Source organism: uncultured Gemmiger sp. (assembly GCF_934561205.1).
In the GTDB taxonomy this organism is placed as follows: Bacteria; Bacillota; Clostridia; order Oscillospirales; family Ruminococcaceae; genus Gemmiger.
The window spans coordinates 96131-112190 of the sequence record NZ_CAKTFU010000004.1 but is presented as its reverse complement, the minus strand read 5'-3'; the positions used below and the strand labels follow the sequence as shown (position 1 = coordinate 112190).

Here is a 16060-nt window from a genome sequence, read left to right as displayed (position 1 = left end):
TTTTCTATCAGACTTCCAGCAAGATGGGCAAAATCATCGGGCTGCGCTTGGTGCGGCGGTAGATATAGCCGGAAAGTGCCTCCCGCACACGGGCCTTTACGCCGGCCCAGTCGTGCATATTGTCGGCAAGGCTGCGGTCAAGGGCCATTTCCACCTGATGGCGGGCCCCCTCCATCAATTCCTCGCTCTCACGCACATAGACAAAGCCGCGGCTGACCAAATCGGGGCCGGACAGCACCTGCCCGGTCGAGCCGTCGATGGCGGCGGTCACGATGATGATGCCGTCCTCGGACAGATGGTGGCGGTCACGCAGCACCACGTTGCCCACGTCGCCCACACCGTAGCCGTCCACCATGACAGCCCCGGCGGTCACGGTGTTTTCCACCGTCATGCCGTCCTCGGAAATGCGGATATTCTGGCCGTTTTCGGCAATATAGATGTTCTGCTTGGGGATATAGCCCAGATGCTCGGCCGTCTCGGCGTGGCGCTTGAGCTGCTTGAACTCGCCGTGCACAGGCAGGAAATACTGCGGGTGCGCCAGGGTCAGCATCAGCTTTTGCTCCTCCTGGCAGGCATGGCCGGAGACGTGGGTGGCGTACATGTTTTCGTAGATGACCTCGGCACCCAGGCTCAGCAGGCCGTTGACGACCTTGGTAACGGTCTTTTCGTTGCCGGGAATGGGGCGGGCCGAGATGATGATGAAGTCATTGGGGCCGACCTTGACCTGGCGGTGGCTTGCCTGTGCCATGCGGGACAGCGCCGACAGCGGCTCGCCCTGACTGCCGGTGGTGATGAGCACGACCTTTTCCGGCGGGTATTTGTTGATTTCGGAGATGTCGATCAGCACATTATCGGGCGCATGGAGGTAGCCCAGCTCCTTGGCCATCTCGGTGTTGGAGACCATGCTGCGGCCGCTTACGGCCACCTTGCGGCCGGATTCTATCGCCAGATCGATGATCTGCTGCACACGATAGATGTTGGAGGCAAAGGTCGCCACGATGATGCGGCGGTTGCCCGCCTTGACAAACAGGCGGCGCACACCCTCGGCCACGGTCTGCTCGGTCTCGGTAAAGCCGGGACGCTCGGCGTTGGTGGAATCTGCCAGCAGCGCCAGCACGCCCTTGCGGCCGTACTCGGCAATGGTGGGCAGGTCGGTCACGGCGTCGCCGGACAGCGGCGTGTAGTCCACCTTGAAGTCGCCGGTGTGGATGACCACGCCCGCCGGGCAGGCAATGGCAAACGCCAGCGAATCCGGGATGGAGTGGTTGACGTGGATCGGCTCCACGGTAAAGCAGCCGAGGCTGACCTTCTGGCGGGGGCGGATCTCGTGGAAAATGGCACTGGAGGCAAGGCCGTGCTCCTCCAGCTTATTTTTGATAAGGCCGATGGTCAGACGCGCCGCATAGATGGGCACGTTGAATTTTTTGAGCAGATACGGCAGGCTGCCGATGTGATCCTCATGACCGTGGGTGATAAAGAGACCCTTGATGCGGTCCTTGTTTTCCAGCACATAGGTGAAATCGGGGATAACAAGATCGACGCCGAACATATCGGAGTCGGGGAATACCAGGCCGCAGTCGACTAAGATCATGTCGCCCTGGCACTCATACAGGGTGATGTTCTTGCCCACCTCGCCAAGACCGCCCAGCGGGCAGATGTGCATGGGGATGGCGGGGGTCATTTCCAGATGTTCGGGCAGGCGCGGCTTGCGGCGGTTGTGCGGGGCGCGGGGCTGGCCGTTGGCCGGTTGCGCATTGCGGCGCGGGCGGGGTGCCTTGGGCTGCTGCGGGGCAGCGGCGGTTTCGGCAGCCGGGTTCTGGGCCGGGCGCGGAGCGCGGCGGCGGGGCTGCTTGGCGGCGGGGGCGGCAGTGCCCTCAGCGGCGGGGGCGGCAGCGCGGGGATGCGCGGCACGGCGGCGGGGTGCGGTCTCGGCATTGTTCTGACGCGGAGCACTGTTGCGGCGTTTCGGTTTAAGTTCTTCCATATAACCCTCCATATACTGCAAGGGCTGATCTGCACCTTCTGCGCAGATCGGTCTGTCCCTTGGCGAATTTGCGATTTATGTATTTTTGGGAGCACTTGGCTCGGTTGCCGTTGGATTAGGCGCGAAAGCCCGCCTGAAAAGGCGCGGCCGGGCCTGATAAAAACACACATTGCAAGTACCTTTTATTATAAACGCATTGCGGCCACTTGTCAAACACTTGCCACGCGCAAACAAAGCGTATATAATATGTTTTACTACCCGGTTACAGTATAGCCGGAACAACACACGGAGAAACACGATGAAGCATATAGAAATTTATACCGACGGTGCATGCAGCGGCAACCCCGGCCCGGGCGGCTGGGGCGCCATTTTGCACTTTACCACCCGCGACAAGGTGTACGAGAAGGAAATTTCCGGGGGCGACGCCTCCACCACCAACAACCGCATGGAGCTTACCGCCTTTTTGGAGGCGCTGCGCCAGCTGAAGGAGCCGTGCGAGATCGACCTGTACAGCGACAGCCAGTATGTTATCAACGGCCTGGAAAAAGGCTGGGCGAAGGGCTGGCGCGCCCGCGGCTGGAAAAAGGCCGACAAATCCCCTGCCCTGAACCCTGATTTGTGGGCACCCCTGCTGGCGGAAAGTGAAAAGCACAAAATCACCTACCACTGGCTCAAGGGTCACGCAGGGCACCCCGAAAACGAGCGCTGCGACCGCCTGGCCGTAGAGCAGAGCAAAAAATACGGCGGACGCCAGCAATAAAAAGGAGCATACTATGGACGGATTCAACACGTTTGAAAAACAGGACAAGATTCTTTTGGGCGAAAACGGCACCCCCGAAGCCGCTGCGGCCGCGCTGATCCTGCGTCAGCAGGGCTTTGCGGTGCAGACCTTTGTCGCAGACGCGCCTGCCAACACCGCCGCCCTGCTGGCCGCACTGGCCGAAAAGGCCGCCGAGCTGGACTGCGCTTTTATTGCCACCGCCCACTACGCCCGCACCGAAACCGACGCCGACGGCGTTTGCCGCATCCTGCCCGCCGTGGACGCCAACGCTGACCAAAGCGACCTGCTGCGCGGCGTGGACGAAGCACTGCTGGCACGTCTGGTGCTGCCCCTTGGCGAGTTCACGCGCGAGGATGTGCGGGATATCCTGGCCGAGAGCGAGTCCTGACGCCAAACCGCACAATACCGCAAAAAGCTGCCCGGTTCCGTTTGGAACCGGGCAGCTTTTGGTTTTTATTTTTTCTTTTTGTGCTTGGGCCAGGGCCACCATTTGCCCTCTTTTTCGTGCATCCAGTGGCACAGCGGGTACAAAATCAGCGCAAGCCCGCCCACCAGGATCAGGATATACAGCCATGTGGCAAACGTGAAGATCACGTCCAGCGCCGCCAGCGCAGCCAGATAAAAGCCCGCATACATGATGAACTGCCCGTTGCGCAGCACATAGCCGTTCCAGTTTTCGGGGCGAATTTCATCACGCCCCTGATCGCCCCAGGTACGGGGATTTTTCATGACCGTGTAGCCGTAAAAAGCCAGGATCAGACCGATGACAAACAAAAATTCAAACAAGGTGTTCCCCTCCCGGTCTTATTTCTGGAAAAACGGCGAAAAATCAAAGGTGGCGAAATAGTCCTGCGGCGTTTCGGCGCGGCGGATCATCTGATGGGTGCCGTCCTCTTTCAGCAGCACCTCGGCGCTGCGCAGCTTGCCGTTGTAGTTGTAGCCCATCGAGAAGCCGTGGGCGCCCGTATCGTGGATAAACAGGATATCCCCGATTTCTATTTCAGGCAGCATACGGTCGATGGCAAACTTATCGTTATTTTCGCACAGCCCGCCGGTGACATCGTACTTGTGATTGCAGGGGGCGTCCTCCTTGCCCAGCACGGTGATGTGGTGGTAGGCGCCGTACATGGCCGGGCGCATCAGGTTGGCGGCACAGGCGTCCACGCCGATGTACTCTTTATAAATGTGCTTTTCGTGCAAAACGGTGGTGACCAGTGCGCCGTAGGGTGCCAGCATATAGCGCCCCATCTCGGTAAAGATGGCGACGTCTCCCATGTCGGCGGGCACAAGGATCTTTTCATACATTTGGCGCACGCCCTCGCCGATGGCGGCAATGTCGTTGGCGCGCTGGTCGGGGCGGTAGGCAACGCCCACGCCGCCCGACAGGTTGATGAACTTGATCTTAGCACCCGTGCGCTGGTGCAGCCGCACGGCCAGCTCAAACAGGATGCCCGCCAGCTTGGGGTAGTATTCGTCCGTCACGGTGTTGCTGGCCAAAAACGCATGGATGCCGAACTCCTCTGCCCCCAGTGCCATCAGGCGGGTGTAGGCCTCGGCCATCTGATCCTCGCTCATGCCGTATTTGGAGTCACCGGGGTTGTCCATGATGCCGTTGCCCAGCTCAAACACGCCGCCCGGATTGTAGCGGCAGCAGACGGTCTTGGGCACCCCTGCCACGTTTTTGAGGAAGTCCACATGGGTCAGATCGTCCAGGTTGATGTACGCGCCCAACTCATACGCCTTTTGCATATCCTGCGCGGGGGTGTCGTTGGAGGAAAACATGATATCACTGCCCGCGAAGCCGCAAGCCTCGCTCATCAGCAGCTCGGTATAGCTGGAGCAGTCAACGCCGCAGCCCTCCTCCTGCAAGATTTTGAGCAGGTAGGGGTTCGGGGTCGCCTTGACGGCAAAGTATTCTTTATAGCCCTTGTTCCAGCTGAAGGCGGCATTTACGCGGCGGGCGGTTTCCCGAATGGCCTTTTCGTCATACAGGTGAAAGGGCGTGGGGATATCGGCAGCAATCTGCTTTGCCTGTGCAAGGGTGATAAACGGCTTTTTCTGCGGCATATACGGTCATTCCTTTCCCAACAATCTATGGCTCTATTATATGCCTTTTTGCGCCGCGGGGCAAGATATTTTTGGAAACACCTTCACTCCGCGTGGGGGCCTTGCATATGCAGCTTGGCGGCCAGCAGGCGGTTATCCAGCTGGCGGCAGGTCCAGATATAGGCGGGGTACAGGAACAGGCAGGCCGCCACCCACGCGGCGGGGTTTGCCATGATCGCCCCCATGTAGCCCAGAAGCGGCACCAGTGCCAGTGCCACGGCGGTGCGGGCGACCATTTCCGCCACGCCCGCGAGCATGGCCAGGCTGGAAAAGCCCAGCCCCTGAATGGTGTACCGCCAGACGATCAGCCAGCCCAGCGGGATAAAGAACACACTGTTCCAGAACAGATACTGCCGACCCATGGCCACGATCTCGACCTCCTTGGAGGTGTCGAGGAACAGCCCCATGATGGTGATATCGGCGTAGTGCAGGATGATAAGCGACGCCACGGCATAGACGGCCGCGATGATCAGCGCGCTGTTCACGCCCTTGCGCACACGGTCCATGCGGGCTGCACCGAGGTTTTGCCCTGCATAGGTAGCCATAGCAGTGCCGATGCTTTCCAGCGGGACAGTCAAAAGACTCATCGTCTTGCCGGCGGCGGTGACGGCTGCCACGGCAGTGCTGCCCAGCACGTTGACGGCAGACTGCATGATAACGCTGCCGATGGCGGTAATGCTGCACTGCAGCCCCATCGGCACACCGATGCCCATCAGGCGCACGCAGGCGCTTTTGCTGAAAGCGCACTCCTCCCGGTTCATTTTGAGGTCGGTGAATTTACGGCAAAGCACCGCAAGGCTCAGCACACCGGAGACGGCCTGTGCAATGTCGGTGGCAAGCGCTGCGCCCAGCACCCCCATATGAAACGGCACGATCAGCAAAATATCCAGACCGATGTTCAGCGCGCTGGTCAGAATCAAAAAGTACAGCGGGGTCTTGCTGTCGCCCAGGGCGCGCATAATGCCCGCGACCATATTGTACAGAAAAATAAACGGGATGCCCGCAAAGATCCAGCCGATGTACAGCACAGCCCCGTCCAGAATATCGTCCGGGGTCTGCATCAGCTCCAGCATCGGGCGGGTAAGCGCCACCGTAAGCACGGTAAGCACCACCGACAGCGCAATGCACAGCCACGCGGCGTTGGCGACATGGCGGCGCAGATCCGAAAAATCCTTGGCGCCGAACAGCTGCGCAATGGGGATGGCAAAGCCGTTGCAGATGCCGATGACAAAGCCCAGGATCAGATAGTTGACCGAGCCGGTGGAGCCGACGGACGCCAGCGCACTGACGCCGCAGAACCGCCCCACGATGATGGTATCCGCCAGCGAGTAAAACTGCTGAAACAGGTTGCCCAGCACCAGCGGAAACGTGAACAGCAGGATGACCCGCATCGGGCTGCCGTGTGTTAAGTCCTTTGTCATAGTAGTACCTCTATTGTTTTTCCCTCTATATTGCAGCGCCCGCGTTTCGGCACTGCATTTACTGCGAGTGGTATTATAGCACGGCTGGCGGTAAAATCAAGGGTGCAGCGGCGAGAAATTGAGCGCATTTTTTGTCTTTCTTTCGTGAAAAAAGTACAAAAAAGCACCCGCAATGCAAAATGACATTGCGGGTGTTTTGCGCTGGAGCTGCTAAGCAGATTTGAACTGCTGACCTCATCCTTACCAAGGATGCGCTCTACCAGCTGAGCTATAGCAGCAAATGGCGACCCGAATCAGGCTCGAACTGACGACCTCTAGCGTGACAGGCTAGCGTTCTAACCAACTGAACTACCGGGCCATGCTCCAACGAATCGCCCCGTCACGGGGCAACTTTGTTATTATAGCGGATAGTGCCGGAAATGTCAAGCCCCTTTTTTTCTATTTTTCGGCACAAAACAAAAAAGGCACCGAATCATCGATGCCTTTTTGGCAGGGGTAGAAGGATTCGAACCCTCGGCACGCGGTTTTGGAGACCGCTGCTCTACCAACTGAGCTATGCCCCTACGGAAAACGCCCACGATGCAAATTGGCATTGTGGGCGCTTGAGTTGGAGCTGCTAAGCAGATTTGAACTGCTGACCTCATCCTTACCAAGGATGCGCTCTACCAGCTGAGCTATAGCAGCAAATGGCGACCCGAATCAGGCTCGAACTGACGACCTCTAGCGTGACAGGCTAGCGTTCTAACCAACTGAACTACCGGGCCATGCTCCAACTTATTGCGCCGTTGCGGCGGCTGCAACGTTAGTTATTATAGCAGGCAGGTGCCAAAAAGTCAATAGGTTTTTCAAAAAATTTCAAATTTTTCTTTTGCGCCCGCCTGCGCCGTTTGAGGCTGTAATTGCAAACCTGCGGGTTCTATGCTATAATTTCAGCAAAGGCTGTCAGCGGAAGAACCGCGGTTCCCTGCCCTGCCAAACACCCCGCAGCCCCTTGGCGTGGCGACCCACCATAACGGCTGCAGCCACTGCCGTGCCAAGACCCGCCTCTGTACCGTACTGTATTGCCGCAACGGGCACCGCCAGCAGCGGGATCAGCACAGCCCCCACCGGCAGATAGCCCCACAAAATCGTGGCGGCCCCGCCTGCGATGCAGCATAAGATCCCTGTCACGGGCAGGTAGAGAATCAGCCAGGTACAGGTCACAGCCACCCCCTTGCCGCCCCGAAAGCCATGCCACAGCGGCCAATTATGGCCGAGTATCGCCCCAAGCCCTGCGTACAGCACGGCGGTGCGGCCCAGTTCGGGCGCGGCGTACCGCACGCAGAACCAAACAGCCAGCACGGTTTTGGCGGCGTCCCCCGCCAGCACGGCAAAGCCCGCCGGCTTGCCCAGCTGCGCCATGATGTTGGCCATGCCGGGGTTGCCCGTGCCCAGCGCCCGCGCGCTTTGCCCCGTCAGGCTTCGGGCCACTGCCTCAGCGGTCAAAACACCGCCCAGAAGATACCCTGTCAAAAGGCAAATTGCCCGCAAGCAAAAACCGTATTCCCGCATGATCTTTCCCCCTTTGCGGATATTCTGGCCCGTTTTCTGCGGGCACAATCATAAGAGAAGGAGCTTTGTTATGGAACTTTCAGAGCTGCAAAACGAATGTCTTGCCTGCCGCCGCTGCCCTTTGTGCGAGACCCGCACCCATGTGGTGTTCGGGCAGGGCGTACCCAACGCCGAGGTGCTGTTTGTCGGCGAAGGCCCCGGCGCCAGTGAGGACGAGCAGGGTCTGCCCTTTGTGGGGCGCAGCGGCCAGCTGCTGGACCACTATCTGGAGGCTGTCGATTTAAGCCGCGACAAAAACGTGTTTATTGCCAACATTGTCAAATGCCGCCCGCCCCAGAACCGCGACCCCCTGCCGGAGGAAACACAGGCGTGTCTGCCGTGGCTGCGCAGGCAGTTCCAGCTTTTGCAACCCAAAATCGTCGTCTGCTTAGGGCGCGTGGCGGCCCAGCAGCTGATCGACCCCGGCTATTCGGTGACGCATGACCACGGTAAATTTGTGGAAAAAGGCGGCACACTGTTCATGGCAACCTATCATCCCGCCGCCCTGCTGCGCTACCCTGTCAACAAGCCCGCCGTTTTCGGCGATTTTGCAGCCCTGCGCGAAAAAATTTGCGAGCGCTGCACCCACACCTATTAAAAAGGAGATGACCGCCGATGTCGGAGAATTTGACACTGACTCTGTCTATCCGACAGTTGGCGGAGTTTTTGCTGCGCACCGGCAGTATCGACAGCCGATTTTCCGGCTTTGACCGTGCATTGGAGGGTGCCCGCCTGCATCGCAAGCTACAAAAGGCAGCGGTAAAAAGACACCCCGACTACAAAGCCGAGGTCACGCTGCGGGCACAGTATGCGGTAAGCGGCATCGACTACACGCTGGAAGGCCGCGCCGACGGCATTTTTACCGACCCAGACGGCACGGCAGCCATCCACGAGATCAAGACCACCACCCAGCCCCCCGAGCTGATCACCGGTGAGCAGTTCCCCGAACACTGGGCGCAGGCGCAGATCTACGCCGCCATCTACGCGCAGCAAAACGATTTGCCGTGTATGCGCGTTCAGCTGACCTACTACCAGGTAGATGAGGAGCTGGAATTTGATTTTGCCCACGAGTATTCGGCTTCGGCGCTGCAGGATATCGTCACGGATTTGCTGACGCGCTATGCGCCGTGGGCCAAGCGGGCGGCGCTCCGACGGGAGGAAAGCAGGGCTGCTCTGCAGGTGCTGAAGTTTCCTTTTTCCGGGTATCGCCCGGGGCAGCGCGCCATGATGAACGCCGTGTACACCACCTGCCAACAGGGCGGGCAGCTTTTGTGCCAGGCCCCGACAGGCATCGGCAAGACGATGAGCGTTTTGTACCCCGCGCTGAAAGCCGTCGGCGACGGCGGCCCGATTTTCTACTTGACGGCGCGCGGCACGGCCCGCCTGGCGGCGGAGAATGCGCTGCATATTCTGCGCAAAGCCGACCCGGACTTGCCGCTGCACAGCATCAGCCTGACCGCCAAGGATAAAATCTGTATGCTGCCCCGTCGGGACTGCACCCCCGAAGCCTGTCCCTATGCCAACGGCTACTATGACCGCGCCAAGGACGCACTGTGGGACACCCTGGACACGCCGGAGCTGACGGCAGACGCGCTGCGCGCCGCCGCCGAAAAGCACCGCGTCTGCCCCTTTGAATTAGGGCTGGATCTGAGCCTTTGGAGCGATGTCATTATCGGGGATTACAACTACCTGTTTGACCCCGTGGTGCGGCTGGAGCGCTTTTTTGAACTGCGCGGCGACTACCTGTTTTTGCTGGACGAGGCGCACAATCTGCCCGGCCGCGCCCGCGATATGCACAGTGCCGCGCTGTGCAAAAGCGAGTTTATGCAGGCCAAGAAGGTCTTGGGCAAGGGCAAAAGCAGCCTGAAAAACGCACTGAACAAGGTAAATGCGCAGTTCATCGAATGGCGGCATGCCTGTGAAGAAGCGGGCAATCACCGCACGGTGTTCGCCAAGGAACTGCCCGAGGCCTTTGTGCGCGCCCTGACCAAGCTGTGTGACCCGTTGGAGATTTGGCTGGACGAGCATCGTGACCCGAATGAGGCACACGATGCGATGCTGCAGCTGTATTTTAACGTGCGCGGATTTCTGCGCTGCGCCGACACATTTGACGACCACTTTGTGTTTCAGACCTCTGCCCACGGCAGTGAGGTGCGCGCCGCCCTTTTGTGCTTGGACCCCAGTGCTTTTCTTGCGCAGGACTTCGCCAAGGGCCGCGCGGCGGTGCTGTTCAGCGCAACGCTCTCCCCCGCCGGATACTATAAGGATCTTTGCGGTATTCCCGACGCTAAGGCGGTGGCGCTGCGCAGCCCCTTTCCGCGGGAAAATCTGGGGCTGTGGTGCGCCAGCCACATCAGCACCCGCTACAAGGACCGCGACGGCTGCATAACGCAGATCGCCGAGCTGCTGGCCGAAATGGCAAACGCCAAGCCCGGCAACTATCTGGCGTTTTTCCCCAGTTACAACTATATGCAAAAGGTTTTTGAGGCCTTTGTGCAGCTTTGCCCCGACACGGACACGCTGTGCCAGACCTCCGGCATGGAGGAGATGCAGCGCGCCGAGTTCTTGGCAAAGTTTGCCCCACACCCCGACAGCACCCTGCTGGGCTTTGCCGTGATGGGCGGTGTCTTTGGCGAGGGAGTCGACCTGATCGGTGACCGACTGATCGGCGTAGCGGTCATCGGCCCCGGATTGCCGCAGGTAGGACCGCGTCAGGAGCAGCTGCGGGAGTATTTTGATGCAACGCGCGGCGCGGGGTTTGACTATGCGTATCGTTTTCCCGGCATGAACAAGGTGTTACAGGCCGCCGGGCGGGTCATACGCACCCCCGACGACAAGGGCGTGGTGCTTTTGATCGATGACCGCTTTGCCGCGCCCGACACCCGCCGCCTGATGCCCCCGCACTGGGCGGATTTGGGGATCGTGAACAGCTGCGCGGCGCTGCAAAAAGAACTGCAAGCCTTTTGGGGCAAATAAACGAAAACCACCCTCCTGCTCGGGGGGGTGGTTTTTGTTCAGGCTTCGGTTTTTTGCATACGCAGCAGGCTGTAGGGCTGCAGCGGGGTTTCGCTGGGGATGGTGTACTGCATCATCGGGTGGGGCGTGGCGTCCACACGCTGGCCGTCGGCGTTTTCGATCCAGGCGGGGTTCAGCGTGACCACGCTGCCGTCGGGCTGCAAAGCCTCCAGGGTATCCCCCACCGAGAATTTGCCGCGCTGGGTGCAGTGGGCAACGCCGTCCTGCCAGGATTCCACCGTGCCGATAAAATCCCAGCTGCGCACATAGGTGTGGCTGGGGGTCTGCAGCGCCTGCTCCTTGCCGAAGTAGAACCCCGGCGAGTAGTGGCGGTGGCTGGTACGGTTCAGCTCCTCAATGACCGAATCGGGCAGCGTGAAGTCGTCCTGCCACGGGGCCTTGAGGTAGGTGTCCAGCGCGCGGCGGTAGGCGCTTGTGACCGATGCCACATAGTAGAACGTCTTGGCGCGTCCCTCGATTTTCAGCGAGTCGATGCCCGCCTTGCAAATCAGGTCAATAAACGGCGCGGTGCACAGGTCGTTGGCGTTCAGGATATAGCTGCCGTTTTCGTTTTCTCCGATTTCCATGTACTGGCCGGGGCGATGTTCCTCGACCAGATTATACTTCCAGCGGCAGGGCTGGGCGCACTCGCCGCGGTTGCCGCTGCGCCCCGTCATATAGCTGGAAAGCAGGCACCGCCCCGACACGCTCATGCACATGGCGCCGTGGACAAAGGCTTCGAGATCCAGCTCCTTGGGGCAGTTGTCGCGAATCAGGGCGATCTCGGTCAGGGGCAGCTCTCTTGCCAGCACCACGCGCTTGGCGCCCAGCTCATACGCCACGGTCGCCGCCTCGTAGTTGGTGATGCCCGCCTGGGTGGAAACATGGCGTTCCACCTGCGGGGCGTACTTTTTGGCAAGGCGCAGAACGCCCAAGTCGGCAATGATAAAGGCATCCACGCCCGCCTCGGCGGCAGCCTCAATATATTCGGGCAGCTTTTGGAGTTCGGCGTTGGTGGGCAGGGTGTTCAGCGTCAGGTAGACCTTTTTGCCGCGGGCGTGGGCGAAAATGCAGCCCTCGCGCAGCTCGTCCACCGTCAGGTTGACGGGCGCGGCGCGCATACCGAACTCCGGCAGGGCGCAGTAGACGGCATCCGCGCCGTACAGCACCGCGTATTTTAAGGTTTCCAAGCTGCCCGCAGGGGCCAGCAGCTCAGGCTGTTGCAGCATAATATTCCTCCTGTGTGGATCAGCGCCAGCCTGCCTTGACGCAGTTGGCTTCGTGTTCGGCATCGGTGCGGGCATAGAAGAACTGGCCCGGATAATCGCCGCTGGGGTTGCCCGTGACAAAGAAATAATATCCCTCGTCAATAAATTGCTGGTCGGGGTTCAGCGCGGCATTCAGGCAGTCAAAGCCGGGGCTGGAAAGCGGACCCGCCGGCAAACCGCTGACGCGGTAGGTGTCGTACTTGTTCAGCACATCCTCAGGGATGGCACCGGCAGCGGGCCAGCCGTAATACTCCGCCGTGGGCGAGTTCCAGAGGTAGTTGTTCTCGGTGTCGTACATAAAATAGCTGCTGGCGTTGGACTCCAGCCGGTGGCTGCTCCACTGCGGGTCCGTGCTTTCCATACGGTTGTGGAAGCAGGCACTGACCTTGGCGTCCTCGGAGGCAATGCCCGCCTCCTCCTGAATAAAGCTGGCAAGGATGACGACATCGTCCAGCGTGACGCCCTTGCTGGAAAGCTCGGTTGCCAGCTGCGAGGTCTTGCTGGCAAACTCTGCGTACAGGGTGTCAACATAATAGTAGACGTCCTCGTCCGCAAAGACGTTGTAGGTGTCGGGGTAGAGGTAGCCCTCGCACTTCATCAGGCGGCCGTTATCGGGGATATTGTTCCAGAAATCATACTGGCTGAAATCCGAGCCGTCTGTGCCGTTGGCGCAGTTTAAGAAGGTGTCCACATCGGGTACAAGCCCTGCGTTGACAAAAATTTTGGCAACGCCCACGGCGGTCGTGCCTTCGGGGATGGTGATATCCACCGTCTTGCGGCGCTGCACCTCGGATAGCGTAGTGATGATGTCGTTGTAGCTCATGCCGGAGCGCAGGGTAAACTTGCCGTACTGCAGCGCGCCGGCGTTGCCGCTGTACTTGGCATACAGCTTGAACAGCCAGTCATATTCAATGATGCCGTCCTCTTTTAAGGCGGCGGAAACATCGGCCAGCGATGCGCCTTTCTGGATAGAAACGCTCTGCTCCTTGCCCAGGTTGCCGCTGCCGTCCACCTCGCCATAGAACTGGTAGACCTTGTAGCCGCCAAATGCGACCAGCGCCAGCATCAGTAGGACGATCAGGCAGCCGAAGGGAAAGCGGCGGCGGGGGCGTTCATCCTCGTCATCCTCCTCATACGGCTCGGTGTCATCGTAGGTTTCCTGCCGGACAGGGGCAGCCTTGGGTGCGCGGTGCACCGGCGTGGGCTGCTGGGGCAGCGGGTTGGGCTGCTCGGCACCGGAATTTCGATTGATCTTCATAAGCTGTTGCTCCTTTATTTTTCAACGATAGGCCGGGATACTTACAGCAGCACCCGGAAATACATATCGGTCACGGGGAACGGCTTTGCGCAAAAGGCGATCATGCCGTAGGCACAGCGCCGCCCCGCCCCCGTGTACAGGGTCTGGTTTTCGGAAAGCAGTATGCGGGCTTTTTCGGCCCCTGTCTTTTCGCGCACGGCCTGCAAAAGCACATCGGCGCAGTAGTCGTTGTCGGCCTGCAATTCAATGCACTGCACAACGCCGTCCTGCACATAGTATAACCCATATCCCCTGTTTGAGGACACCACCGTAAGCCCGCGGCGGTAAAGCTGGGTCATGACCTCGGTCATGGCAGGCTCCGGCAGGCTGACGCAGCCGGGCTGGTACAGGCTGCGGCGCTGCAGCAGCTTGTGTACGGTCAGGCTGTCAAACACGGCCTGTGCCACCACGTTGCGGGGGATTTCCTTTTGCAGCACGCGCAGCGGCAAAAGCCCCTGAAAGCCCAGCTTCTGCAGCTCGGCGGCCTGTCTGGCATCATACGGGTTGATAACGGCAAATTCTATGCCGGACGCCGCATACGCGCGCAGACACCCCGCCAGCAGCTTGGGCAGAATGGTACTGCCGTCCAGACCCTTTTGGGCGGCAAAGCCGCAGAACCAAAGCCCCTTATGCTGATAGTAATTTACCGGCACCGCCGCCAGCATAACGACGGGGGTGTCATCCTTTTGCAGCACCAGAATATTTTCGATGCCCGCCACCGATTGCAGCCAGGCGGCTGCCTCCTGCGGGGTGGTGTCGGCAGTTTGGCAGCGCAGCGCCGCCAACGCGGGAATATCCTGCACGGTTGCCCTGCGCAGCATAAAACTCGCCTCCCCTTTTTATCTGTTTAGGCAACACCGCACAATTCTAAGTGCCGATACGGCGAGCGAGGTGCGGCAGATGCTAAGCCAAAAGCGCAGATAATACTGGATGCTGCAAAGGTGAGCGCCGCCAGTGGCGGATGCAGCGAACCGAAGCAGGGGCAGCGGTCGCAGAGTGCGAGGGGCTTTTGCCCCCGAAGCACGATGCGGGTACCGCAACCCGACATTATCGAGCATTTTGGCAACGCAGATGCCGTGCCGCAGCCGCCGGAGCGGTGCTTGAGCCGTCAGGCGGAAATTTTGCGGTGTTGCCTTTATTTTACAGCAGCGGCCGAATCTGCGCAAGTATCTCGGCGTTGATATCCTGCACGGTGCGCATGGATTTTACGCCGCTTTCGAGCCTGGTGCACTCAATGCGGTGCCAGCCCAACGTGCGGGCACAGTATTCGGCGGCGGCGCGGCTGCGCGCCATATACTCGCGGTCTTTTTCCTGGATATCCTTTTTGCTCTCGTCGCCGTGGTAGCGCTCGGTCATCAGCTTTTGGGATACTTCGGGGTCGACCGCCAGGTACACAACGGCGTCCGGCGCGGGGATGCCGATTTTCTTATACTCAAAGTCAAACAGCCAGTTCAGAAAGCCGTCCCAGTGCATCGGCGGCAGCTTGGAGCATTGATGCACGGCATTGGAGGTGGTGTATCGGTCGGACAGAATCAAGCCGCCCTCGCGGTAAAAGCAGCCCCAGTCGGTCTTGTAGCTGGCATAGCGATCCACTGCGTAAAAGCTGGACGCCGCATAGGCGTTGACATCGTCGGGCCGCTGGCCGAACTCCCCGCCCAGATACATTTTCACCAGCGAACTGGACGGGCTTTTGTAGTCAGGGAATGTGATCTGGCGCAGATCCTGCCCCTCGGCGCGCAGGTTTTCGGCCGTCAGCTGGGTCTGTGTGCCCTTGCCGGAACCGTCCAGCCCTTCAAAGATAATCAGCTTACCCATTTTTCAGTGCCTCACTTTTCAGCTGCTCGTATTTTTCGCGTACCTCGGCCTGTTTGCCGCAGCACATGTGTGCCTCGGGGCAGGGTCCGGTCAGGCAGCGCGGGCCGGCGTAGGCAAAGACATGCGGAGCCAGCGGCAGAACCAGACGCAGCATTTCGTCCGCCACGGCGCGAATTTCCCACTGGGCGCGGTTGCAGCAGCGCAGGTTAAAGAAGTTTTGCAGGCTGCGGCAGTTCATCGTCATAACCATCTTGGTTTCGCAGGCGTTGGGCAGCACAAAGCGGGCATCCTCATTGGCTTGCTTGCTTGCCTTGGCGCGGGCGGCCTTTTCGGACATACCCTGTGCCATAAGGCGGGCGGTGTGGGCGTTCTCCAGCGTGTGGACCAGCTCCAGATATTTCTGCGCATCGTCGTTCATCGAACGGATGAACTGCGCCTTTGCCTCGGGGATGCACTCGATTTCCGGCGGGATAACGTAGCGGAAATCCTCCAGCCGCACATAGCGCTGGCTCTGCACGCTGAAGCTGGCGATGCGGTGGCGGGTCACCTGCGCCAAAAAGGTACGGGACACCCCCTCGATGCCAAAGGTAAAGCTGGCGTGTTCGATGGGGCTGGCATGGCCCAAATCGCTGAGCTTTTGCAGAAATGCCGTGGTTTTTTCGGGCGTCAGGCCGTCAAGCAGCGTTTCGATGTGCGCATCGGAATAGCACAGCTTGGCGGCGGCGGCAATGGTTTTTTCCGGGTCATTGGTATGGGCGATCAGTTGAACCAGCATGGCGTTCT

At 59.7% G+C, this 16060-nt stretch carries 14 protein-coding genes and 5 tRNA genes; 4 read left to right on the top strand and 15 right to left on the bottom strand.

Annotated elements, in window-relative coordinates; translation table 11 throughout:
* Window positions 1-7: 7 nt before the first annotated feature.
* A complete protein-coding gene (locus Q0I19_RS03865; protein ID WP_294758833.1) occupies window positions 8-1984 on the bottom strand; it encodes an RNase J family beta-CASP ribonuclease in 1977 nt (658 codons plus the stop codon).
* Between the two features lie 298 nt (window positions 1985-2282).
* On the opposite strand from Q0I19_RS03865, the gene rnhA reads away from it, so the two are divergent.
* Window positions 2283-2744, top strand: a complete 462-nt coding sequence (gene rnhA / locus Q0I19_RS03860; RefSeq protein WP_294758834.1) for a ribonuclease HI — start codon at window positions 2283-2285, stop codon at window positions 2742-2744.
* Window positions 2745-2757: 13 nt separating this feature from the next.
* Window positions 2758-3153: a hypothetical protein gene (locus Q0I19_RS03855; protein ID WP_294758836.1), complete on the top strand. Its 396-nt coding sequence runs from the start codon at window positions 2758-2760 to the stop codon at window positions 3151-3153.
* Window positions 3154-3218: 65 nt separating this feature from the next.
* Here Q0I19_RS03855 and Q0I19_RS03850 read toward each other — a convergent pair whose 3' ends face one another.
* The 9 genes from Q0I19_RS03850 to Q0I19_RS03810 form a co-directional block, all read right to left on the bottom strand.
* The gene (locus tag Q0I19_RS03850) at window positions 3219-3551 is read right to left on the bottom strand and encodes a hypothetical protein (protein WP_294758838.1); all 333 of its coding nucleotides are present in this window, start codon (window positions 3549-3551) and stop codon (window positions 3219-3221) included.
* Between the two features lie 18 nt (window positions 3552-3569).
* On the bottom strand, window positions 3570-4832 hold the full coding sequence (locus Q0I19_RS03845; protein ID WP_294758840.1) for a diaminopimelate decarboxylase: 1263 nt from the start codon (window positions 4830-4832) through the stop codon (window positions 3570-3572).
* Window positions 4833-4915: 83 nt separating this feature from the next.
* Window positions 4916-6292 (bottom strand): MATE family efflux transporter, encoded by a 1377-nt coding sequence (locus Q0I19_RS03840; RefSeq protein WP_294758842.1) that lies wholly within the window; start codon window positions 6290-6292, stop codon window positions 4916-4918.
* Window positions 6293-6494: 202 nt separating this feature from the next.
* Window positions 6495-6570, bottom strand: a tRNA-Thr gene (locus Q0I19_RS03835).
* A gap of 3 nt (window positions 6571-6573) precedes the next feature.
* Window positions 6574-6650: transfer RNA gene (locus tag Q0I19_RS03830), tRNA-Asp, on the bottom strand.
* 129 nt (window positions 6651-6779) lie between these two features.
* Window positions 6780-6855: transfer RNA gene (locus tag Q0I19_RS03825), tRNA-Trp, on the bottom strand.
* Window positions 6856-6900: 45 nt separating this feature from the next.
* Window positions 6901-6976 (bottom strand) — tRNA-Thr (locus Q0I19_RS03820).
* A 3-nt stretch (window positions 6977-6979) separates the two neighbouring features.
* Window positions 6980-7056: transfer RNA gene (locus tag Q0I19_RS03815), tRNA-Asp, on the bottom strand.
* Between the two features lie 178 nt (window positions 7057-7234).
* On the bottom strand, window positions 7235-7843 hold the full coding sequence (locus Q0I19_RS03810) for a glycerol-3-phosphate acyltransferase (protein WP_294758843.1): 609 nt from the start codon (window positions 7841-7843) through the stop codon (window positions 7235-7237).
* Between the two features lie 70 nt (window positions 7844-7913).
* Between Q0I19_RS03810 and Q0I19_RS03805 the strand changes: the two genes are divergently transcribed.
* The gene (locus Q0I19_RS03805; protein ID WP_294758845.1) at window positions 7914-8480 is read left to right on the top strand and encodes a uracil-DNA glycosylase; all 567 of its coding nucleotides are present in this window, start codon (window positions 7914-7916) and stop codon (window positions 8478-8480) included.
* 17 nt (window positions 8481-8497) lie between these two features.
* Entirely contained in the window at window positions 8498-10858 is a 2361-nt protein-coding gene (locus Q0I19_RS03800; RefSeq protein ID WP_294758847.1) for an ATP-dependent DNA helicase, read from the top strand.
* Between the two features lie 38 nt (window positions 10859-10896).
* Here Q0I19_RS03800 and Q0I19_RS03795 read toward each other — a convergent pair whose 3' ends face one another.
* From Q0I19_RS03795 to thyX, 5 genes are all read right to left on the bottom strand, one after another.
* Entirely contained in the window at window positions 10897-12126 is a 1230-nt protein-coding gene (locus Q0I19_RS03795) for a U32 family peptidase (protein ID WP_294758849.1), read from the bottom strand.
* A 19-nt stretch (window positions 12127-12145) separates the two neighbouring features.
* Window positions 12146-13423 carry an endolytic transglycosylase MltG gene (mltG, locus tag Q0I19_RS03790; RefSeq protein ID WP_294758851.1) on the bottom strand — a complete coding sequence of 426 codons (1278 nt, stop codon included), beginning with the start codon at window positions 13421-13423 and terminating at the stop codon, window positions 12146-12148.
* Window positions 13424-13464: 41 nt separating this feature from the next.
* Complete coding sequence (locus Q0I19_RS03785; RefSeq protein WP_294758853.1) at window positions 13465-14283, bottom strand: hypothetical protein; 819 nt, start codon at window positions 14281-14283, stop codon at window positions 13465-13467.
* A 319-nt stretch (window positions 14284-14602) separates the two neighbouring features.
* Window positions 14603-15277, bottom strand: coding sequence for a thymidylate kinase (locus Q0I19_RS03780; RefSeq protein WP_294758855.1), 675 nt, complete (start codon window positions 15275-15277; stop codon window positions 14603-14605).
* On the bottom strand, window positions 15270-16052 hold the full coding sequence (gene thyX / locus Q0I19_RS03775; RefSeq protein ID WP_294758857.1) for an FAD-dependent thymidylate synthase: 783 nt from the start codon (window positions 16050-16052) through the stop codon (window positions 15270-15272). Before thyX ends, Q0I19_RS03780 begins: the two co-directional genes overlap by 8 nt.
* Window positions 16053-16060: the final 8 nt, after the last annotated feature.